Raw genomic sequence first — 21,497 nt, forward strand, 5'->3', positions numbered from 1 at the left:
TATAAATTTTTCAAAGAGAAAGTCCTTTAAATGGTATAGACGCTAATAATTTACCAAAAGAAAAGCTGTCTAAATAAGAGTATATACACCAAAGTATGGTAGAATGCTATACAAAAACATTAAATTTTTTGCTTATCTCTTTTGGCGGTTCGGTCGCGAAAATAACTTAATTATAGACTAGGATATAAATTTAAAGAGTTTAGATGCGGACGCCCAAAAGGGTAGGGCTTGTTAGCCCTCGATGTAGTTTTTAAGTTTTCTACCAACTTTTGGGTGTTTTAGTTTCTTGATAGCCGAGCTTTCTATCTGGCGGACGCGCTCACGAGTGACGTTTAGTGCCTTGCCGATCTCTTCAAGCGTGCGGTCGCTCTCGTCTTCAAGCAAGCCAAATCTCATCGAAATAACCGCCTTTTCGCGCTCATTTAGCTGTGAAAGCACATCGTCGATCTGCTCTCTAAGGTCACTTTTTAAAATTTGATCTATCGGTGATAGCGAAGTTTTGTCTTCGACAAAATCTCCAAATTTACCGTCTTCTTCGTTTGCGATCGGAGCTTCAAGGCTGATAGGCTCTTTTGTGATCTTGATTACCTGTTTTACCTTATCGACGCTTAGTCCGACCTCTTTTGCGATGACGCTTACATCAGGCTCTTTGCCTTCTTCTTGGAGGTATTTGCGGTTGATTTTGTTGATGCGGTTTATCGTCTCTATCATGTGGATAGGTATCCTAATCGTCCTTGCCTGATCAGCGATCGCGCGCGAGATAGCCTGGCGGATCCACCATGTGGCGTAGGTTGAAAATTTATAGCCTTTTCTATATTCAAATTTATCAACCGCCTTCATAAGACCGATGTTGCCCTCTTGGATGAGATCTAAAAATGGTAAGCCCCTGTTTGTATAGCGTTTTGCGATACTTACGACTAGACGGAGGTTTGACTTAGCCATTCTAGCTTTTGCTTCGTCTGAAATTTTCTTTCCACGCTTGATCTGCTCTAAAATCTCTTTTAGTCTTGCTGGCTCAAGGTCAAAGCCTTGTTTGCTTGCCTCTTTTGTCGTAAAAAGCTTTTTGATCTCGACGTAGGTTGAGACCATCGTAGCCTCTGGTACACGAGCTGCGATCTCTTCTTTGCTAAGCTTGATGATATCTTTTAAGATGCTTTTGTGATTTTTCTTTAGCTCGTCGCTAAACATCGGCAAGCGATACTCCAAGCGTTTTAGCTCTCTGTCAAATTCATCGTCGCTTTTTAGTGCTGTCTCCATTGATTTTACGATCTCGCTGATAAGCTTGCTTGTTGGGCCAAGGTCCATCAGCTTCTCTTTTAAAATTTTCTTTTTAAATGCAAGCGTCATCTTTGAAGCTGTGTCGTCGCTTTCTACTTTATCTTGCTTGTTTGCGGTCTTTAGCCACTCTTTTTTAGCCTTTTCAAGGGCCTTAAAGCTCTCTATAACTTTTTCTGCGCGCTTGTCGTTTTTGGCTGATTTTTTAGGAGTTTCGTTCTCTTCGTTCTCCTCATCATCTTCGTCTATATCTTCTTCGCCATCTTCATTTTCGTTTTCGCTCTCGTCTTCAAAGCTTTTAAAAAGCTCTTTTACGCGGCGTTCTCTATTGATAAGTGGCTCTTTGTAATCAAGTATGAAATCGATCAAAAACGGCACCGAGCAAAATGCATCGATGATGATATCTTCGCCAAGCTCGATCCTTTTGCTAATCTCCACCTCTTCTTCTTTTGTAAGAAGTGCAATCTGGCCCATCTCTCTTAGATACATCCTTACTGGACTATCTGATCTTGACCACTCTAAAAGGTCACTCTCACCTGAAAGATCGAGATCCTCGTCGATATCTTGGTCGCTTTTTTGAGCATTTTCTTGACGTTTTTTAGCGTCAGCTAAATTTCTAAGCTTTGCAGCTTCAGCAGATGTGATGAGCTGGACTTTATTTGTTTTTGCTAGTTGTTCTATCTTTTTTACTACCGTAGCCGTCGGAGCTTTGTCTAATAATTTTACTAATTTTTCGTATGTCAAAAAGCCTTTTGCATTTTCAACAAAAAGCTCTTCTATCTGAGAAAAAGAGTCTTTTGCGGCGCTCATAAATTTCCTTTCAAATCGTATCATCGTGATTTAAGTATTGGTTAAAAGAAAGTGGATTATACCCAAAATTTTTTAAATGTCTATAAAAGAAAGTTGGAACGATGATTGCTTAGTAGCTATAAAAATCAAATTTTGATTAGGAAAATTTATGCAAAATGGTTATTATCAAGCCACTGCTGGCATGGTAACGCAGTTTAACAGACTAAATGTCATCTCAAACAACCTTGCAAATGTAAATACGATTGGCTACAAGCGAAATGACGTAGTCATCGGTGACTTTGCGAGAATTTTTAAAGAGACGCAAGATGAGCTTCCGCTTAAAAATCACACAAAAGACGGAGCTAAATTTCTAAACAGAATGCTTGATCGCGTACCACAAGTGAGCGAAGAATACACCGACTTTAGCGCTGGCGGCTTTAAATACAGCTCAAACACACTTGACTTTGCGATAAAAAGAGACGATGCTTTTTTCTTAGTCGATACTCCAAATGGCGTAAAACTAAGCAAAAATGGCTCTTTTAGCCTTGATGGCGATGGCTACATCGTCACAAAAGAGGGTTATAGAGTGTTGCCAAGTGGCTATGAGGCGCAAAATCCTGGCCAAAGAGGCATTCAAGTGCCACAAGGCGAGGTCTTAACCTCTGATAAAAATGGAAATTTATACTCAAATAACAATCAATTTTCTAAATTTTACATCGCTCAGCCAAGAGAGATAAGAGATATAAAAAAGGTCGGCGACAATCTCTTTGAGAGTAGAAATTTTGACGACATAACCGAGCTTGACGAGGCTGATAGCGTGATGCAAGGCTACGCTCAGATGTCAAATGTAAATCCAGTCTTAGAAATGGTGGGTCTAATAGAAACCCAACGCTTAGTTGATATGTATCAAAAGGTTATGACAAGCCACATGACTGACCTTAACCAAGATGCTGTTCAAAAACTAGCCCTAAAAGCTTAATAAAAGGATAAAACTATGATGAGATCACTTTACACTGCGGCCACTGGCATGATCGCCGAGCAGACGCAGATAGACGTAACCTCACACAACATTGCAAACGTAAATACCTATGGATATAAGAAAAATAGAGCTGAATTTGCCGATCTTATGTATCAAGTCATGGAGTACGCAGGCACTGCCACAAGCCAGACTACCACAAGCCCGACAGGCATCGAAGTAGGTCTTGGCGTGCGCCCAACGGCGATAAATAAAATTTTCTCTCAGGGCTATTTTAAAGAGACTAGCAACAACCTAGATATGGTCATAGCTGGCAACGGCTTTTTTCAAATTCAGCTCCCTGACGGCACGACGGCTTATACTAGAAACGGCGCATTTAAGCTTGACGCAAACGGCACGATCGTAAATAGCGACGGCTACCAGCTCATCCCTCAGATCACAGTCCCTGCAAATGCGACGCAAATTTCAATAGGCACTGACGGCACCGTCTCAGTTTTGCAAGCTGGTGAAACAGACATGGCTCAGATAGGTCAGATCGAGCTAGCAAATTTCATAAACCCAGCCGGTCTTCACTCGATGGGCGATAATAATTACCTCCAAACAAGCGCTAGTGGCGACGTGGTGGTGGGTGTGGCTGGCCTTGACGGACTTGGCACCATTAGACAAGGCTTTGTTGAGATGAGTAACGTTCAGCTTGTTGAAGAGATGACTGATCTTATCACAGGCCAGCGCGCATACGAGGCGAACTCAAAGGCGATAACTACGAGTGACTCGATGTTAGAGATAGTAAATGGACTTAAAAGGTAGGTGATATGGACGCGACTTTGGCTATTGTTGGACTCATACTCGTTGCTTTTACGCTTGATGTTTTTTACTTTTCAGATAGGACCCCAAAGGGCAAGGGTCCCAAAAGTCAGGTGCATTAAATTTATAGAGCATTGTAAATTTGGCAGTCTTCGTCGTTGCCTAGCTCGCAGGACTTGCCAAAGTACTTTTTAGCTAAATTTTTATCTCCTTCTGTTTCATAATAAATAACCCCAAGGTTGTGACAACCATCCCCAAAGTCCATTTCGCAAGCTTTTATGAAGAGTTTGCTAGCTCTTTTTTGATCTTTTTCTACGTATTTTCCGCTATGAAGCATCATGCCAAGGCTATTGCAGCCAGCAGGAGCGTCTAGTTCGCAGCTCTTTTCAAAGAGCTCTTTTGCCTTTTTGGCGTTTTGCTCTACGCCATTTCCGTCATAGTATAAAAGTGCAAGGCCGTAGTATCCGTCGCCATCTTTTAGCTCGCATGCCCTTAAAAAGAGCTCTTTTGACTTTTGATAGTTTTTATCTAGCGTATAGACAAAGCCGAGCCTTGCGCAGCCAAAGCCGTCGTTTAGCTCGCAGCCCTTTTGGTAAAATTTGGCTGCATTTTTGTTATTTACATCTTTTATGTAGTCCATGTCGTAGAGCACGCCCACGCTACTGCAAGCACTTGCATGTTTTAGCTCGCAAGCTTTTTTGTAAAACTCGCCCGCTTTTTGGTAGTTTTTGCTCTCTTGATAGATAGCTCCAAGCTCGTAGCAGCTTGCGGCGTCAGCCTTTTCGCACTTTGTCTCAAGCGCTTTTTGGTCTAAATTTGCACTCCACAAAAGAGCCGCAGAAGATAAAAGTAAAACGATCTTTTTCATTGCTTGCCTTTTTAAAAATTTAAATAAGTTTAGATAAAAAGGTCTAAATTTATAGTAAATATATTCTCATTATCGTTTAGGATGTGAAATTTAATACCCAAGAGAATTTAGCAAATTTTTCATATCGCAGCCCTTTTTAAAGCCTAGCTCGCATGATCTTGTAAAGTAGCTTTTGGCAGTCGTTTTATCTTCTTTTTTGCCGCCACCCAAAAGCGCGTAGTTAAGAAATCTAGCGTATCTATTTAATATGATAGTTTGATTAAGCTCGCTACTAACGTCATTGTAGCTATTTTGGTAGTTGAGCGCAGCGCTGTAACAACCCTCTTTCATATCATTTTCGCAAGCTAGTAAAAATATCTTTTGTAGCTTTTTGAAATCTTTATCATCGCTTGAAGAGTTATAAATTTTTGTAGCAGCCTTGTAACAGCTCGTTAAATTTGCTCTTATATCGCCCTCACTTTGGCACATCTCGTCTAAATTTTCTGCATTTAGAAGCAAAAAGAGAGATAAAGAAAAATTAGTTTTTTCATAAATGCTTTTTAGTGAAAATCTCTAACTATCTCGCAAGCCTCTTTAAGGCCTAGCTTGCAAGCTTTGTTAAGCTCTTTTTTTGCCAGCTTTTTATCCTTTTTTGTCCCTATGCCATGATAGTAAAAGTATGCAAGATGTTTGCACCCACTTGCGCTATCTAGCCTGCACGCTTTGTTGTAGTATCTAAACGCCACTTCATCATCTTTTTCTACGCCAAGAGCGTCGTCGTAAAGGCTGGCTAGGTTATTGCAAGCATCGGCAAAGTCAAGCTTGCAGGCTTTAAAATAGAGCTTACTGGCCTTTTCATACTCTTTTTGCTCTTGATATAAGCTCGCTAGGTTGTAGCAAGATATGCCAAAGTCGCTATCACAAGCCTTTTTGTAAAGCTTTACCGCTTCTTTGTAGTCGCGCTTTACGCCTGGCGTGTTGTGGTATAAAACTGCTAGATTGTAGCATCCTTCATAGAAATTTTGCTCGCAAACTTCTTTGTAAATTTTAGCAGCCTTTTTGTAGTCTCTTTTTACGCCGCCGCCATTATTATATAAAACTGCGACGTTAAAACAGCTTTGTATAAAAGCTAGATCGCAGCCTTTTTTAAAAGCTTCTAAAGCCATTTTGTGATCTTTCATCTCTTGATACTCAACACCAAGGTTGTGACAGGCAAATTTATTGCTCTCATCGCAGGTTTTGTTAAGAATTTCTAGTGATTTTTTCGCGTCTTTTTTTACGCCAAGCCCATTTTTATAAAACTCAGCCAGATAGATGCATGCGTCTAAATTTTTAACCTCGCACTCACTTTTATAAATTCCAAATAGCCTTTTATACTCATCATCGCTGTATCTGCGGCTAAAATCAATGCAGTTATCCTCGATATTGCAGCTATTTGCTTGAGGGATTTTTATCTTTGGATTTGTTGTTAAAGCTATTAAATTTAGTGTTAAAAATATTAGTAAAACTATCTTTTTCATAGAAATTTTCTTTATAAATTTTGTTGTTATTTTATAAAATTTAGTTTTAAAATGCGAAAAGGTCATTAAATTTATAAGAACAAAATCTATTCTTTAAATTTAACTCTTTTAAATATATTTTTAGCCTTTTTTGGTATTTTTAGTTAGTAAATTTTACAAGGAGAAATAATGAAAATAAACAAAATTTTATTTTTAGTCGCCCTATTTTTGGGCTTTGGCGTGGCAAACGCACAAGACAGCTTTCAGCATATCAGAAACGCTACCGCAAAGATAAACTATGCGGGAGCGAACTTTTTGCTCGACCCGTATCTTGCACCAAAGGGTAAATATCCTGGCTTTGAGGGGACGCTAAACTCACACCTTAGAAATCCTTTGATAGAACTTCCTATGGATGCAAAAGAGGTGTATAAGGGCGTCGATGCGATCATCGTTACGCACACGCATCCTGATCACTGGGATGAGGTCGCGGCTGAAATTTTACCTAAAAATATCGTTATCTTTGCTCAGCATAACGATGATGCGGCGCTAATCAAAAAGCAAGGCTTTAAAGATGTAAGAGTGCTAGACGAATCGGCTGAATTTAAAGGAGTGAAACTATATAAAGCAGGCGGCGCTCACGGCACAGCAGAGATGTATGAAAATAAACAGCTTGGTGCTATTTTGGGCGATGCGATGGGCGTCGTGTTTGAGGCAAAGGGGCACAAAACGCTTTACGTCATGGGCGATACACTTTGGACTGCGGACGTAAATAAGGCTCTAAACAAATTTAATCCTAGTGTAGTCGTGATGAATACGGGTGACGCTCGCGTGCTAGCATTTCCTGACAACGGTATCATAATGGGCAAAGCCGACGTAGCTCACGCTGCAAAAGTGCTTAATGGCGCGACTATCATTGCAGTGCATATGGACGCCGTAAATCACACAAGTGTAAGCCGTAAGGATCTTCGTGAATTTGTTAAAAAAGAAGGTATAGAGAGCAAGATCACTATCCCAAATGACGGCGAGATCATCAAATTTTAATCTCAAATTTTACCCTGCAAGGCTAGAATTTCTAGCCTTTATCCTAAATTTTCAAATTTTTGCTAACATTTCGGCTTTTTTATGAAGGTAAAATTTGACATTTAACTACGTTTTTAAACTATCCATTCCTATCTTTATGGGCTATTTTCCGCTTGGTGTCGCCTTTGGCGTGCTGGCAAAGAGCATGGGAGTGAGCGCATTTATCGCCATGGCGCTTAGCATGCTTGGATACGGCGGAGCAGCGCAGTTTATGATGCTCTCGCTCTTTAGTGTGGGCACGAGCTACGTTGAGGTATTTATCGTGAGCTATCTTGTAAATTTGCGCCACACTTTTTATGGGATTTCGCTTTTAAAAGAGTATAGCGGGATCAAATTTAGGCTTTTAAACATCGCTTTGCTAACAGATGAGACCTTTGCGATATTTAAAAATTTAGGGCTAAAAGATGCAAGTGAGCGAAGTTTTGTCTTTACCTGGCTAAATTTACTTGCTTGGTCTTACTGGGCGGCTGGAACGCTGCTTGGAGCGATACTTGGTGACTTTATCAAGGCCGATACAAAGGGGCTTGAGTTTAGTTTGACCTCGCTTTTTATAGTGGTTGTCATCGAGATGTTTAAAAATGATAAAAACTACCGCGTGCTCTTTGCGGCGGCCTTTTTTGGCGTGCTTGGAGTAAGCCTGTTTCCAGCTAAATTTGTGCTTGTTGGCTCGATGGCGCTTTGTTTTATATTTTTGCTTTTGTTTAAGGATAAAATTTGATAAGTGTAAGCTCAAGCGAGATGGTGCTTTTTGTGGCGGTGCTTTTAAGTGCCTTGGCTACTTTTATAACGAGGGCGACGCCGTTTTATGCGTTAAGAAACTATAAGCCAAACCCTTATTTAGACGCTATTGAGAAGCATATGGGTATGATGATAATGGTCGTTTTGGTCTGCTACGGGCTAAAAGATACGAAATTTAGCGAGTTTCCATATGGCTTAAGCGAGATAGTGGCGGTTTTTACGGCTATTTTGGTGCATTTAAAGTTTAAAAACGCCCTTCTTAGCATAGTCGTTTCAACCGGAATTTATATGCTTTTGATAAGAATTTTTTAAATAAATATAAATTTTGAAAATTAATAAATTTTTTAAATATATGACGTTATAATGCTCTAGCAAATTTTAATGCAAAGGAGCTAAAATGCGTTTAATCTTTAAGGCGGTATTACTCATGATTTTAGGTGCTACTTTAGCGGTTGCTAAGCCAACCATCTACATCCTAGCTACTGGTGGAACGATAGCAGGAAGCGGCTCAGGCTCGCTTGATTCAAGCTATACTTCTGGAACTGTTACGGTCGATAAACTTATCGCAGCCGTGCCAGATATCAACAAGATCGCTACCATAAAAGGCGAGCAAATTTCAAATATCGGCTCACAAGATATGAATAACGAAGTTTGGCTTAAGCTTGCAAATAGAATAAACGAACTTCTAAACAGCGGCAAAGCTGATGGTATCGTTGTAACTCACGGCACAGACACTATGGAGGAGACAGCTTACTTTCTAAATTTAGTCGTTAAAAGCGACAAGCCAGTCGTGCTTGTAGGTGCGATGAGAAATAGCGGCTCACTAAGTGCTGATGGCCCACTAAATTTATTTAACGCTGTAAATGTAGCTATCAGCAAAGATAGCGTAGTTAAGGGCGTTGTAGTTGTTATGAATGATGAAATTCACGCGGCTCGTGAGGTGACAAAGACCAACACTACAGGCGTTGATACGTTTAAATCACCAAACAGCGGCAAAATCGGCACAGTCTTTTATGGCAACGTAAAATACTATATGAACCCGATCAGAAAACACACAGCAAGCTCAGCATTTGACCTAACTGGCGTAAAAGAGCTTCCAAGAGTTGATATCATCTACTCTCACGCAAATGACAACCCTGACTTTGTAAATGTAGCTGTTAAAAACGGCGCAAAAGGCATAATTAGCGCTGGTCTTGGCAACGGCAACCCTTACTTTAGCGTGCTAGAGGCTCTTGGCGAGGCTTCAAAAGCTGGCGTAGTGGTAGTTCGTGACTCACGCGTGGGAAGCGGCGAGACAACTATGAACGGCGAAGTCGATGACGCAAAATACGGCTTTTTAACAAGCGATAACCTAAACGCTCAAAAAGCTAGAGTACTTTTGATGCTTGCTCTTACAAAAACAAGCGACAAAGCTAAAATTCAAGAGTTTTTCTTAACTCATTAATTTTTTAATTCTTGTGGCGGAACTATTAAATTTATAGCTCCGCCCTCTCTTTTCTCAAATTTACATTAAATTTAAGGCTCTAAAATGGGTATCAGCGCGCACTACTATGCCTACTCGCAAGATGATATAGAGATGATCAAAAATGGCGGCGACGGCGAACTTTTGGACGAATACGACATGGACAAGATGTGGGACGCGATGTGTAAGATGCTAACTGGCACAAATTTTCAGGAGAGGCTTAAGGCTGGCGATATTTTTAGCTCAAAAAAGCCTTTTAGTTGGGCTATTTTTGGGCGTAGTGCGCTAAACGAAGAGCTAAGCGAGATGATCTCTTATGCTAGTGCCACAGATGTAAAAGAGGTGGCTGAGGCGTTGAAAAATGTTGAGATTAGCGCACTTTTGGCAAATATAAATTTAAAAGAATTTGCTAGCTCAAAGACATATCCTGATATTTTTGGATGCGAGAGTGAATTTGAAAATATAAAAGAAAAGCTAAAAGAGCATTTTGTCGGGCTTTTAAATTTTTATCAAAATGCCGCCGACAAAGGGCTTGGCATGCTGATAGTAATAGGCTAAATTTCTAAATTTTTAGTGGGGCTATTTTGCTCTAAATTTAGCTAGCTTTGAAGGCAATTAAATTTATAGAGTGCCCTAAATTTGCCATATAGGCTGTGAAATACACACAAAATCGCCCTTGTTTTTGCGCTAAATTTATTAAATTTATATTCCTAGCACCAAAAGCCAAATTTCTCACGTCCAAAAGCAGGCTAAATTTGCTAATAAAGCGCTCTTTTATCATAAATTTATAGATTTTGATTTAGCATTTCACTAAAATTTCAAGGCGCTTCATGAATTTCTTGCTCTTTTTTGTCACGATTTTCCCGATCTCGATGATGCCAGGTATCAACATGACTTATGCGATGAGCGTTGGCATGAGTCTTGGATACAAGCACTCATTTTTCGTGATGGCTGGGCAGCTTTTAGCACTTGCTTTTGTCTCGTTTAGCTGTATGCTGGGCGTAGGAGCGGTGCTACATCATTTTGAGTATGCATTTAAGGTGCTAAATATCATCGCAGGCCTTTATATGCTCTATCTTGGTGCGATGCTCTTTTTTGGCAAGGGCGAGCTTAGCATCACGAAAGTATCAAATTTGCCAAGCAAAAAGCAGATGTTTATAAATGGCTTCATCGTTAGCGTCTCAAACCCAAAGGCGTGGATATTTTTATCAGCCTTGCTGCCTACATTTTTAGACAAAGACGCCCCATTTAGCCTAGTTCGCATGTGCGTTATCACCGTAACGCTTGTTTTTATCGAGTTTTTATCGCTAAATATCTACGCACTTGGCGGAGCTATGCTAAAGAAATTTTTACAAACGCACCTAAGACTACTTGAAATTTGCACCGCCGTCATAGTCTGCACGATCGGCGTGCTTTTATTTTTTAGATAAATTTATCCCCTTTTTACCTGATTTGGCTAAAATTTTCCAACTTTGCACTACCAAATGCGTAGTTTATCTTGTGTGAAATAGCACCAAAAAGCCAGAAAAACTACGATGCGGGTCTTGTGGCGATGCTAAAGGAGCTTTACGCTGGTGGCGCGATGCTAAGGTTTGTGGTAGCTGCCAAACAAGGTGTGGTTTGCATGTGGGAGAGCCTTATTTTGAGGCTGAGGTGAAAGGTAGCATGGATATCTTGTCCGAGTGGGTGAGAGAGTGCGATCAGGTGATGACATTTTAGAGCAAAAAAGGAGAATTTATGAGTTTGACATTTAGTGTAAAAAATAAAAAGAAGCTACTTGGCGGATACGCAAAGGCGCTAAGCGAGCGTGAAATTTCAGCTCTTGTTGAGGGGCTTTTCTTTTTTAACAGCGAGCAAGAGGAGCCAAGCGCAAATGAGCTGGGCGCTGACGTGATGATCGCAGGCGTGTGGCAAAAGAGCGCTCGTGGCTTCGAGCTAAACTACGAAGATGGCTGCTATATCGTGCGTGTTTATACTCCAAGTGGCGTCGGCGACTGGCAGGTCGCACTTGAGCTACTCTCAAAGCTCTCGGCTCAAACTGGCTCAAAAATAGAGTGCGACAACGAAAAAATTTATGATAGTGAGCAAATTTTAAAATTTGACTACGAGGCTGACATCATGTGGGGGCTTGAAGCGTTAAAAGATATAAAAGAGAAAAATCAAACTCTTTATATCTCTGGCGTGGGGCGTGATGTGGCGTTTGACGCGGTTATGGTAGATGAAATTTTTGCTAGTGCCAGCCCTGCGGCTAAATTTGATGAGATGATGAGGCAGGTGCAGTATCTTGACGCATACAGCGCAAAAGAGCACCTCTATCAAGACAAAGACGGCAACGAAATTTTGGGCGCATATACGCTTAGTGAAAATTTACCGACCATCTTGCCTTACGCTCCAACTCCGTCATGGCAGGCGCAAGAGGCGCTCGGGGATCGCAAGGTCTCACGCTGGGTGCTTACGCTAGTTGTGGGCGTGGATGATAGTGACGCTCACGTGCTTGATGAGTGTGAATATGGAGCTTTCATGGCAAATTTACCAAAAGAAAAGTACCGCTTTATCGACGCTGCAAACGTGCTAGTTGAGCCACTTAGCGAGGATGAGATGAAAGAAATTTTACAAAGGGCAAAGGCTTAAATTTAGGGCTTTTTGGCGCACTAAATTTGGCTTTTTGATTATTTATTTAGCTTCTTTTGGTTAAAATCAGCCCAAATTTACAAAACTAAAGGTTAAAAATGAAACAAGGCAAAGTTTGGAAATTTGGCGATAACATCGACACTGACATCATCATCGCCGCAAGATATTTAAACACTTCAGACGAAAAAGAGCTAGCAAAACACATCATGGAAGACGCCGATCCTAAATTTAGCTCAAAAATAGCAAAAGGCGACATCATAGTAGCTGGCGAAAATTTTGGCTGCGGAAGCTCAAGAGAGCACGCCCCGTTAGCGCTAAAAGAGGCTGGCATAGCAGCTGTTGTGGCTAAGAGCTTTGCGAGGATTTTTTACAGAAATAGCTTTAACACAGGGCTTTTGATACTAGAGATCAAAGAAACTGAGGAGATAAACGAGGGCGACACGCTAAAGATCGACGTAGATAACGGCTTCATCGTAGATGAAAGCACAAAAAAAGAGTATAAATTTAACGCTATCCCGCCATTTATGCAAGAGCTTTTAAACGCTGGCGGCCTTATCGAGTACGCAAAAGCGAAGATGAACTAAGGAGCGGCGATGAAAAACTATAAAATTTGCGTTATAAAAGGCGATGGCATCGGCCCTGAGATCATTGACGAAGCGATAAAGGTTTTAGACGTTGTAAGCGCTGAGTTTGGTATCAAATTTGAGTACGACTATAAGCTAATGGGCGGCGCAGCCTACGACGTTTTTGGCGAGCCACTGCCAGATGAGACGCTAAGCTCAGCACTTAATAGCGACGCTGTGCTTTTTGGAGCGATCGGTGGCGAGAAATGGGACAGCCTGCCAAGACACCTAAGACCAGAAAGCGGACTTTTAAAGATCAGAAAAGAGCTAGAAGCTTATGCAAATTTACGCCCAGCCATCATCTTTGACGAGCTAGTTGATGCTAGCACGCTAAAGCCAGAGGTGCTAAAAGGCGTTGATTTTGTCGTGGTTCGTGAGCTAACTGGTGGGCTTTATTTTGGCCAGCCACGTGAAAAAGGCGAAGATAGAGCGTTTAACACGATGGTTTATACTAAATTTGAGATCGAGCGCATCGCAAAGATCGCCTTTGAGACGGCTATGCTTCGCAAGAAAAAGGTCTGTATGGTCGATAAGGCAAACGTGCTTGAGACAAGCCAGCTTTGGCGCGAGGTGACTAGCGAGGTGGCGAAGAGCTATCCTGAAGTGGAGCTTAGCTTTATGTACGTCGATAACGCAGCGATGCAGCTAGTAAGAGCGCCTGCAAATTTTGACGTCATACTTACTGAAAATTTATTTGGCGACATTTTAAGCGACGAAGCGAGCATGGTTTGTGGCTCGATAGGACTTTTGCCAAGTGCTAGTATGGGCGGTAAAGTGGGAATTTATGAGCCTATCCATGGCTCAGCTCCAGACATCGCAGGGCAGGGTATAGCGAATCCAATAGCTACCATTTTAAGTGCAGCGATGATGCTAAGATACGCATTTGGCGAGAGCGAGGCGGCAGATGCGATAGAAAGTGCCGTAAAAACAGCACTTGCAAAGGGATATAGAACAAAAGATATCGCCGCTTTTAACGCAGTTGAAATTTGTTCAACAAGCGAGATAGGCGACGTGATAGCAGGATTTATCAAAAATGAAAAACACAATCACTGAAGCACTGATCTACGAGGCTCAAGGGCTAAAAGACGATGCGCTTGAAATTTACAAGAACATCTTAAAACAAGACCCATCAAACAAGGATGCCCTTAGCGCGATAAACCGCCTGAGCGGACTTCGCAAGGAGCGCGCGATAAAAAACGAGCAGATGAAAGAGTTTTTCATCAGGATGAAAAGTGACGAAGAGATAAATGAATTTAAAAGGTGGTTGATAAGATTATGAAGCTTGATGATATCGCTAGGATGGCCATTAGTGAGGTTAGTGCCGAGCTTGAGAAGATAGAGGCGTTACAAAGTAAAAAGCAAGAAGAGCTCGAAAGGGAGAATTTAAAAAAAGAGCTTTTGGCTATGGAAGCTAGGGAGCAAGAGACGGCCGATGAGCCAGAGATAGAGACAAATTTGCAAAGCGAGCCAGAGCTAAAGGTGGCACAAATTTCACCAAAGAGCAGGGAGATAAGCGATGAGGAAATTTTCTTAGCAAACCTTGCTGAGCGCATCGAGGTGCTTTTTGAAGGGCTTAAGAAAACTAGCGAACAAGATCTTAGCCAAAGGCTAGAGCTAACGACTAAATTTTTAGAATTTACCCTTGCAAATATCGAAAATAGACTCCAAAATCTCTCAAAATAATAAATTTGAGGCAAAAACTGGGACAGAAATTTACAAAAATAGCGAGCTAGACTTTTTTAGATCACTATTTGCTCCATTTAGCAAGCGTGTCTATCTAGTCGGCGGCTGCGTGAGAGACGCGCTTTTGGGGCGAGAAATTTATGATTATGACATCGAAGTTTATGACATAAAGCCAGCTAAATTTGACGAGCTGATGACTGGCATAAGAGCTAGTGGTGTTGGCAAAAGCTACTTCATCTACAAATACAAAAACTACGATCTTGGCTTACCTAGAAGCGAGAGTAAGACTGGAAATTCGCACAAAGACTTTGCTGTAAGCTACATAAACGATCCTAGCCTTGCAAGTCTTAGGCGTGATTTTACGGTAAATGCCATGATGATGAACATCTTTAACGGCGAAATTTTAGACTTTCATGGCGGTAAAAAGGACCTTGCGAGCAAGACGCTAAGACACATCGATAGTGAGAAATTTAAAGAGGATCCACTAAGAGTGTTGCGTGGCGTGCAGTTTAGCGCTAGGCTTGGTTTTAGCATAGCGGACGAGACACTAGAGCTTATGAAAACGCTTGATCTAGCGCATCTAAGTAAGGATAGGATAAATACCGAGCTCATTAAATTTTTTCGCTCAGAGCATCTTGAAAAAGGGGCGTTTTATCTTTTTAAGCTCTCTCTCTTTGAGCAAATTTTTGGCGTGCAAATTTGTGGGAGTGATGAATTTTTGGCTGAGCTAAAGAGCGCTAGGAAATTTGTAGATGACGAGAGGCTGTTTTTATATATGCTTTTTGGTAAATTTGAGCTTGACGCAAAGGAAATTTTAGAGAAAATGCGCTTGCCAAAGAGCTACTTTTCTATCTTAAAAGAGCCATATTTTAAAGAGATGCCAAGAGACAATGAGCTACTAGAAATTGCTCTAAATATGCCCTTAAAATCATGGCTGGGAGCTTATAATAAAGAGCGCATAGAGCGTGCAAAAGAGCTTGGAGTATATGAAGCTAAATTTGACGCAAAGGTTGATGTGAGCGAGATCTTATCGGCTGGCTTTAAAAATGAGATGATCGCCGCTGAGATAAAACGAAGGCAGTTGCTTGCCATCACTAAGCACCTTGAAACTCTTGCAAAACGCTAAATTTATAGATAAGTAAAATTTAAATTTTAAAACTCTTAAAAGCCCATTTTGGCTAGAATAAGGCAGTTTATAACACTTTTTAAGGCAAAAATAAATTTATGTTTAACATAGTCCTAGTCCATCCTCAGATACCGCAAAACACCGGAGCTATCGGCAGAATGTGCGTAAATGCAAATTTAAAGCTTCACATCGTTAAGCCAACGGTCTTTGATCTGAGTGAAAAGGCTGTTAGACGTGCTGGGCTTGATTATTGGAAAATTTTAAAGCCACAAATTTGGGGGAGCCTAGATGAGTTTTTGGAGGCAAATTTAAGCCACAAAGAGCGATTTTTCTTTGCTACAACAAAGACAAATAGGCTTTACTATGACGCTAAATTTGAACCAGGGGATTTTATATTTTTTGGCGGAGAGAGCACTGGACTGCCAAGAGAATTTATGGATATAAATTTCAAAAATGCCATAACGATCCCGATGGGAAAAGAGGGCAGGAGCTTAAATTTAGCTATGAGTGCTGGCATCATCGCGTATGAGGCGATCAGGCAAAACATCTCTAAATTTGACTTTAGGAGCGAGGTTTGAGAGCGCTCTTTGTATTAGTTTTTGCTGTTTTGGTTGCATTTGCTAGCGAGATAAGCATCGCAACTTATAACGTGCAAAATTTATTTGACTGCAAGGACGATGGCAGCGAATATCCTGACTTTAAATCTAGCACTTCAAAGTGGGACTGCGAGGCGGCTAGCTCAAAACTAAAAAGAACAAGACAGGTCATAGACGCTATAAATACCGACATCATCGCACTTGAAGAGGTTGAAAACGAGCAGGTTTTAAGGGCTTTGGTTGATGGCAGTGAGTATAAATTTATAGCCTTTAGCAAGGCAAAAAACTCTCCAGTCGGACTAGCTCTTGTGTCAAAAATAAAGCCAAATGGCAGTGAAATTTTTGAAGTGCCAAATGTAAAAACTAGAAACATTTTAAAGGTTGTTTTTGAGGTGGAGGGTAAGAAATTTAGCGTTTTTGTTAATCACTTCCCAGCTTACAAAAACGGCATAAATATGCAAAAAAAGGCCGAAAGAACGCTAAGAGCAGCTCTAGGTAACGAGCAAAATGTCATAGTTTTGGGCGATTTTAACTCACCTTATGGGCAAAAATCCATCTTAAACGATATCATCGCAACTCGTGGATTTTACGATCTTTATAGCTTTTTAGCCCCAAAAGATAGATACTCTCATGCAGTTCATGGCAAAAAGCGAGCTATTGATCACGTTTTGCTCTCGCCTAGCTTTATGGCAAATGGCGATCTAAGCTACATTGATGGCAGTTTTGAGGTCTTTAAACCAAGCTTTGTGGTCGATGAGCATGGCTTTGCAAAGAGCGATCTTTACTCAGACCACTTTGCGCTCAAATTTAAAATCTCAACCAAACCAAGTCCTGCTAAATCAAATGAAAATTTAAAAAAAGAAGCTAAAAAAGTAGATGATCAAAACTATAAAAAAGCTGACATAGACGCGCTTTTTGAGCATCCTGAGGATGTGCCAGTGCTAGTTGAAAAAGCTGTTGTCATCTTAAAAGATAAGCATGGCTTTATCATCTCAAAAAATCGCCGTGGAATTTACGTTTATGATCCTAAAAATAGCGTCGGCGTGGGCGATGAGCTTGACATTTTGATCAGGCGAGTGAAATTTTACAAAGAGGCGCTTGAAGTAAGCTCTTATGAGATCATAAATGAGCATGGCACAAAAGATGTAAGCGAAAATTTACTTGATAGCTCAAAGCTAAGCATTGCAAGAAGCGGCGATGTGATCGCTAAAATTTCAGGTAGGCTAGAGAGTGGCTACTTGCATACACCGCATGGCAAGATCAGAGTTTATAGCAAAAAAAGGCTAAAAGATGGTGAGTATAGCTTTGAGCAGGCGAGGGTGAAAATTTATAAAAACGAAAAAGAGATCGTTGTGGAGTAGATGGTGCAAATTTTAGATATTTTTATGATCGCAGCGTTTGTTTTGTTTGTGATATTTATGATAAGAGGCGTCATTGTGCAGGCGCAAGAGAAGGAGAGAGCAAGAGAGATGATAAGAGAAAAAAGAGAAAATTTTAATAAAAAGAGTGAGATATGAAAGAGTTGTTACTAGAGATCGGAGTCGAGGAGCTCCCAGCGATACCATTTTTAAGGGAGCTGCCAAACATCAACGCTAAATGGCAGGCTGTGCTTGAAAAATATAACATCAAAAGCGAGTTTAAATTTTACTACACGCCGCGCCGTTTGGTCTTTTTCCATGAGAAATTCCCGCAAGCTCAGCCAGATAGCGTAGCTAGCTTTGTTGGTGCGCCAAAGCAAGTAGCGCTAAAAGACGGAGCTTTTACAAATGCTGCGCTTAGTTTTGCAAATAAATGTGGCATAAGCGAGAGTGAGCTTAAATTTAAAGAGATAGACGGCAAAGAGGTGCTTTATTACGAAAAAGAGGTGAAGGGCGAGCCAGTCGCTAAGATAATGGGCGACATGGTCGAGGAGTTTTTAAAGAGCCTTAGCTTTGGTAAGTCTATGCGCTGGGGCAACGGCGAATTTGAGTTTATCCGTCCGATAAGATCGTTTTTGTGCTTGCTGGGCGATGAGGTCATTAAATTTAACAAATTTGGCGTAGAGAGCAGTAACTCTACCTATCCTCACAGAAGCATCAGCTACGATAAGATAAAAATTTCAAATATAAAAGAGTATTTTGATGGCTCAAAGAGCCGTGGCGTCGTGCTTGAAGCGGATGAGAGAGAAAAAATAATCCTTGATGAGTTTGAAAAGATTAGCCAAAAAAGTGGGCTAAAGATCGAGATAGATAAAGAGCTGCTAGCTGAAGTCGTGTCTATCACCGAGTATCCAACGGCGCTTCTTGGCTCGTTTGAAGAGGAGTTTTTGGAGGTGCCAAGCGAGGTCATCATCACATCGATGAAAGAAAATCAGCGCTACTTTCCAGTCTTTAAAGATGGCAAGCTAGCAAATGGCTTTATTGTCGTTAGTAACGCCATTACACAGGACTATTCGCTTATCATCAAAGGCAATGAAAAGGTGCTAAGAGCAAGGCTGAGCGACGCGATGTTCTTTTGGCAAAGCGACCTTAAGGCCGAATTTAGCCCAGAAAAACTAAAAAATATAACCTACCTAAAAGAGCTTGGAAGCATCTACGAAAAAGAGCTTAGAGAGCTAAAAGTGGCTAAAAAACTAGCTAGCAACTATGATGAGCTACTTAAAAAAGAGGCTGGCGAGTACGGGAGCAAGCTAGAGCGAGCTGTGATGCTAAGCAAGGCTGATCTTACAACGCAGATGGTTTATGAATTTACCGAGCTTCAAGGCATCATGGGCGCTTACTACGCAAAGGCTAAAAACGAAGATGAAAACGTCGTTCTAGCCATTAAAGAGCAGTATCTGCCAGACGGCGAGGAGGCGCAGTGCCCAAGCAAGGTCTTTAGCTCAGTTGTGGCGCTTTCAAATAAGCTTGATACGCTAATGGGGCTCTTTAGCATCGGCAAAATACCAAGCGGCACCAAGGACCCATACGCTTTAAGACGTGCGGCAAATGGCGTGATAAAGATCGTTTTGGCGCATAATTTGAAATTTAACGTAAAAGAAATTTTAGAAGATATCGCAAAAGATTATAAGAAATTTGACGTTGAAGTGCTTATAAATTTCATCCTTGATAGGCTCTACACCTTCTTTGACGCAAACGCTTCTATCGTAAAAGCGTGCATAAAAAGTGGCGAAAAGGACATCTTGGAGCTAACTAAGATGATAGAGGCGCTTGCTAAAATTTCAAGTGAGCCAAATTTTAGAGAGAATTTCTCGACATTTAAGCGCCTTGCAAACATCATAAAAGATGATAAATTTAGCAAGGTCGATGAGAGCCTCTTTGAGATAGATGCTGAAAAGGCCTTAAATGATGCGTTTAAAGCTGTCGATAAGAGCCTAGCATACGAGCCAAGGCTAAAAGCGCTATTTGCTCTAAAACCGCAGATAGATGAGTTTTTTGACAAAGTTATGATAAACGTTGAAAACGAGAAAGTGCGAAATAACCGCGTCGCGATCATCGGTCAAATTTATAGCGAGATACTAAAAGTAGCTGATATAAAAGAGATCAGCTTTTAAATTTGTGCCAGCTTTAGGCTTTGCCTAGGCTGGCTTTAAATTTACTCCTTAAAAATATCAAATTCTGGCTCGTAAGCCTTAGTTTTTACCCCAAAATATCCAAGCACTGAGCTAAAGATAAAATCATGCGAAAGGCTTTCATCTCTTCTAGCTTTTAGCCTTTTTAAAAGCTCGCTATCGCTTGAAAAGATGATGGCTGGGATGTGCTTTTGCTCATCTGGAGCGATGGAGTAAGGCAGGCCATGTAAATATATGCCATTTTCACCTAGGCTCTCTCCGTGATCTGAGAAAAAGAACATGGCAACTTCAAATTTATCTTTTCTTGCTTCAAGGGCGCTTATCAGCTCGCTTTGCAGATAGTCCTCGTATAAAATGGTGTTGTCATAGGTGTTTGCTATCTCATCTGGCGTGCATTTGTTTAGCTCGGCGGTGTCGCATGTTGGGGTAAATTCTTTAAATTTACTTGGGTAGCCTTTGTAGTAGATAGGGCCATGTGAGCCTTGCAAATGTAGCACGATAAATGTAGTGGAATTTGCATCTTTTATGACCTTTTTTGCCTCATCAAATATCACTTCATCAAAGCCAGCTGCTCTGTGCTCTGAGGTGTGGTTTTGATCAAGATTGTCGCAAACCACCGCTCCTCTTTTTTCGCAGTCGCCACTATTGTTACCAAAAAAGTATATTTTTATGCCAAGTTTATTGATGATATCAACTAAATTTTCACGAGCCTTAGCCTCGCGGTTGCTAAAAAATTTCTCGCTTTATCGTTAGTAAGCGTTGCGTCACCTGCCACGTAGGTAAAAAGCAGTGGTTTTTGCGTCAAAGACTTTGCTAATCTTATACCAGAGTAGATAGGATAGTATGGTAGTAAGACGCTTGAGGCGTTATGCTCTCTAAAAAATGGTATAAAATTTTAGACATGAGTGCAAAGATTACTGCCGCACTTGCCAAAGTGCTAAGGGCTATTTTCATCCTTGATCTAAGCGTACTTTTAAAACCTCCATAGCTAATCTTTACAAGCACTACATATATGCAAGGCAGGATGATTGCAAAAATAAACCAAATGGCTAAGCTGGTATTAAAATAGCTAAAAGCCTCTCTTGTGTCAGTGTGTAAGACGTTTAATAGCATGCCTTTATCTATAATGACGCCGTAAGCTTGCATAAAGTAAGCAGATATACTGCTAATCATGATGAGAAAGATAGCAAGAGGTTTTAGCAAAAATGGCACAAGTAAAATGCAAAAAACTCCAGCAAAGAGCAAAAGAAAAAATATGCTAAGTAGAGCAAAAAGCAGTATAGAAAAAGACAAAGTGTCGCCCGATAAAAATCCTAAAAACACGCCCTTGAATAAAAATATGTAGTTTATGAAAAACATATAAGCTACAAATAAAATTAAAAATTACAAAAAGCTTATATGTCTTATTTTGTCGATGTTTAGCATTTCTAGCCACATTCTTTCAGGAGCGTGATGATAGAGCTAAAATGCAAATGGCTAGAAATTTATAAGAGAAAAACTATTTTTTCTTCTTCTTACTTTTTAGCTTCTTACTTTTTGACTTCTTTTTGGGTTCAGCTTTTTTCGCCTTTTGGCTATCTTTTACACTAAGTTTTTCTTTGACCTTTTGCATGTCGTTAAAGCCGATGCCTTGAACCTTCTCAAGCTCCTCGATGCTTGTAAATTTATGAGCTTTTCTATATTTTATGACATTTAGTGCTTGGCTTTTATTTAGCCCAAGGCTCATTAGCTCGCTCTTGCTAGCTGTGTTTAGATCAGCGCCATACGCAAGGCTTGCAAGCGCTAGACAAAGTAAAATTTTTAAATTTTTCATCTTAT

The 21,497-nt window shown here is 40.7% G+C and carries 26 protein-coding genes; 19 read left to right on the plus strand and 7 right to left on the minus strand.

Translation table 11 applies throughout. The annotated features are described in order from the left end of the window. Nucleotides 1-231: 231 nt before the first annotated feature. A complete protein-coding gene (rpoD, locus tag F3G86_RS01530) occupies nt 232-2,085 on the minus strand; it encodes an RNA polymerase sigma factor RpoD (RefSeq protein WP_107805630.1) in 1,854 nt (617 codons plus the stop codon). 148 nt (nt 2,086-2,233) lie between these two features. On the opposite strand from rpoD, the gene F3G86_RS01535 reads away from it, so the two are divergent. Together F3G86_RS01535 and flgG are read left to right on the plus strand one after the other, a co-directional pair. Beyond that, complete coding sequence (locus tag F3G86_RS01535) at nt 2,234-3,043, plus strand: flagellar hook-basal body protein (protein WP_149722782.1); 810 nt, start codon at nt 2,234-2,236, stop codon at nt 3,041-3,043. Between the two features lie 15 nt (nt 3,044-3,058). Next, on the plus strand, nt 3,059-3,847 hold the full coding sequence (gene flgG / locus F3G86_RS01540) for a flagellar basal-body rod protein FlgG (protein ID WP_002942100.1): 789 nt from the start codon (nt 3,059-3,061) through the stop codon (nt 3,845-3,847). Nucleotides 3,848-3,968: 121 nt separating this feature from the next. Here flgG and F3G86_RS01550 read toward each other — a convergent pair whose 3' ends face one another. From F3G86_RS01550 to F3G86_RS01560, 3 genes are all read right to left on the minus strand, one after another. Continuing rightward, nucleotides 3,969-4,712 (minus strand): tetratricopeptide repeat protein, encoded by a 744-nt coding sequence (locus F3G86_RS01550; protein ID WP_149722783.1) that lies wholly within the window; start codon nt 4,710-4,712, stop codon nt 3,969-3,971. 90 nt (nt 4,713-4,802) lie between these two features. Continuing rightward, a complete protein-coding gene (locus tag F3G86_RS01555; RefSeq protein WP_188116401.1) occupies nt 4,803-5,210 on the minus strand; it encodes a hypothetical protein in 408 nt (135 codons plus the stop codon). 41 nt (nt 5,211-5,251) lie between these two features. Continuing rightward, nucleotides 5,252-6,211, minus strand: coding sequence for an SEL1-like repeat protein (locus F3G86_RS01560; protein WP_149722785.1), 960 nt, complete (start codon nt 6,209-6,211; stop codon nt 5,252-5,254). 168 nt (nt 6,212-6,379) lie between these two features. On the opposite strand from F3G86_RS01560, the gene F3G86_RS01565 reads away from it, so the two are divergent. The 17 genes from F3G86_RS01565 to glyS all read left to right on the plus strand — a co-directional run bounded on the left by F3G86_RS01565 (nt 6,380) and on the right by glyS (nt 19,661). Continuing rightward, a complete protein-coding gene (locus tag F3G86_RS01565; protein ID WP_149722786.1) occupies nt 6,380-7,231 on the plus strand; it encodes an MBL fold metallo-hydrolase in 852 nt (283 codons plus the stop codon). Between the two features lie 94 nt (nt 7,232-7,325). Beyond that, a complete protein-coding gene (locus F3G86_RS01570) occupies nt 7,326-7,988 on the plus strand; it encodes an AzlC family ABC transporter permease (RefSeq protein ID WP_149722787.1) in 663 nt (220 codons plus the stop codon). Continuing rightward, nucleotides 7,985-8,320 carry a branched-chain amino acid transporter permease gene (locus F3G86_RS01575; RefSeq protein ID WP_103571250.1) on the plus strand — a complete coding sequence of 112 codons (336 nt, stop codon included), beginning with the start codon at nt 7,985-7,987 and terminating at the stop codon, nt 8,318-8,320. The genes F3G86_RS01570 and F3G86_RS01575 overlap by 4 nt, the downstream gene beginning before the upstream one ends. Nucleotides 8,321-8,405: 85 nt before the next feature. Continuing rightward, nucleotides 8,406-9,452 (plus strand): type II asparaginase, encoded by a 1,047-nt coding sequence (locus tag F3G86_RS01580; RefSeq protein ID WP_149722788.1) that lies wholly within the window; start codon nt 8,406-8,408, stop codon nt 9,450-9,452. An 84-nt stretch (nt 9,453-9,536) separates the two neighbouring features. Beyond that, nucleotides 9,537-10,028 (plus strand): DUF1877 family protein, encoded by a 492-nt coding sequence (locus F3G86_RS01585; RefSeq protein ID WP_149722789.1) that lies wholly within the window; start codon nt 9,537-9,539, stop codon nt 10,026-10,028. A gap of 272 nt (nt 10,029-10,300) precedes the next feature. Further along, nucleotides 10,301-10,900, plus strand: a complete 600-nt coding sequence (locus F3G86_RS01590; protein WP_149722790.1) for a LysE family translocator — start codon at nt 10,301-10,303, stop codon at nt 10,898-10,900. 68 nt (nt 10,901-10,968) lie between these two features. Next, complete coding sequence (locus F3G86_RS01595; protein WP_223228527.1) at nt 10,969-11,127, plus strand: hypothetical protein; 159 nt, start codon at nt 10,969-10,971, stop codon at nt 11,125-11,127. A gap of 80 nt (nt 11,128-11,207) precedes the next feature. Then, nucleotides 11,208-12,101 carry a DUF4299 family protein gene (locus F3G86_RS01600; RefSeq protein ID WP_149722791.1) on the plus strand — a complete coding sequence of 298 codons (894 nt, stop codon included), beginning with the start codon at nt 11,208-11,210 and terminating at the stop codon, nt 12,099-12,101. A 98-nt stretch (nt 12,102-12,199) separates the two neighbouring features. Next, on the plus strand, nt 12,200-12,685 hold the full coding sequence (locus tag F3G86_RS01605; RefSeq protein ID WP_107929440.1) for a 3-isopropylmalate dehydratase small subunit: 486 nt from the start codon (nt 12,200-12,202) through the stop codon (nt 12,683-12,685). A 9-nt stretch (nt 12,686-12,694) separates the two neighbouring features. Continuing rightward, nucleotides 12,695-13,777 (plus strand): 3-isopropylmalate dehydrogenase, encoded by a 1,083-nt coding sequence (gene leuB / locus F3G86_RS01610; RefSeq protein ID WP_149722792.1) that lies wholly within the window; start codon nt 12,695-12,697, stop codon nt 13,775-13,777. Beyond that, a complete protein-coding gene (locus F3G86_RS01615) occupies nt 13,758-14,003 on the plus strand; it encodes a hypothetical protein (RefSeq protein ID WP_021089560.1) in 246 nt (81 codons plus the stop codon). Before leuB ends, F3G86_RS01615 begins: the two co-directional genes overlap by 20 nt. Then, the gene (locus F3G86_RS01620; RefSeq protein ID WP_149723145.1) at nt 14,000-14,407 is read left to right on the plus strand and encodes a CiaD-like domain-containing protein; all 408 of its coding nucleotides are present in this window, start codon (nt 14,000-14,002) and stop codon (nt 14,405-14,407) included. Before F3G86_RS01615 ends, F3G86_RS01620 begins: the two co-directional genes overlap by 4 nt. Next, complete coding sequence (locus F3G86_RS01625) at nt 14,367-15,533, plus strand: tRNA nucleotidyltransferase/poly(A) polymerase-related protein (protein WP_149722793.1); 1,167 nt, start codon at nt 14,367-14,369, stop codon at nt 15,531-15,533. The genes F3G86_RS01620 and F3G86_RS01625 overlap by 41 nt, the downstream gene beginning before the upstream one ends. 98 nt (nt 15,534-15,631) lie before the next feature. Then, complete coding sequence (locus tag F3G86_RS01630; RefSeq protein WP_103614725.1) at nt 15,632-16,111, plus strand: tRNA (cytidine(34)-2'-O)-methyltransferase; 480 nt, start codon at nt 15,632-15,634, stop codon at nt 16,109-16,111. Continuing rightward, nucleotides 16,108-17,490 carry an endonuclease/exonuclease/phosphatase family protein gene (locus tag F3G86_RS01635; RefSeq protein WP_149722794.1) on the plus strand — a complete coding sequence of 461 codons (1,383 nt, stop codon included), beginning with the start codon at nt 16,108-16,110 and terminating at the stop codon, nt 17,488-17,490. Before F3G86_RS01630 ends, F3G86_RS01635 begins: the two co-directional genes overlap by 4 nt. Nucleotides 17,491-17,493: 3 nt before the next feature. After that, nucleotides 17,494-17,646 (plus strand): hypothetical protein, encoded by a 153-nt coding sequence (locus tag F3G86_RS10300; RefSeq protein ID WP_180995627.1) that lies wholly within the window; start codon nt 17,494-17,496, stop codon nt 17,644-17,646. Further along, nucleotides 17,643-19,661: a glycine--tRNA ligase subunit beta gene (glyS, locus tag F3G86_RS01640; RefSeq protein WP_103594318.1), complete on the plus strand. Its 2,019-nt coding sequence runs from the start codon at nt 17,643-17,645 to the stop codon at nt 19,659-19,661. The genes F3G86_RS10300 and glyS overlap by 4 nt, the downstream gene beginning before the upstream one ends. Before the next feature lie 41 nt (nt 19,662-19,702). Here glyS and F3G86_RS10620 read toward each other — a convergent pair whose 3' ends face one another. The 3 genes from F3G86_RS10620 to F3G86_RS01650 form a co-directional block, all read right to left on the minus strand. Beyond that, nucleotides 19,703-20,368, minus strand: coding sequence for a phosphoethanolamine transferase (locus tag F3G86_RS10620; protein WP_223228546.1), 666 nt, complete (start codon nt 20,366-20,368; stop codon nt 19,703-19,705). A 130-nt stretch (nt 20,369-20,498) separates the two neighbouring features. Next, entirely contained in the window at nt 20,499-20,972 is a 474-nt protein-coding gene (locus tag F3G86_RS10625) for a phosphoethanolamine transferase domain-containing protein (protein ID WP_223228528.1), read from the minus strand. 205 nt (nt 20,973-21,177) lie between these two features. After that, complete coding sequence (locus tag F3G86_RS01650; protein WP_149722795.1) at nt 21,178-21,492, minus strand: helix-hairpin-helix domain-containing protein; 315 nt, start codon at nt 21,490-21,492, stop codon at nt 21,178-21,180. Nucleotides 21,493-21,497 lie beyond the last annotated feature (5 nt).

Source organism: Campylobacter concisus, from assembly GCF_902460595.1.
Classification (GTDB): Bacteria; Campylobacterota; Campylobacteria; order Campylobacterales; family Campylobacteraceae; genus Campylobacter_A; species Campylobacter_A concisus_BL.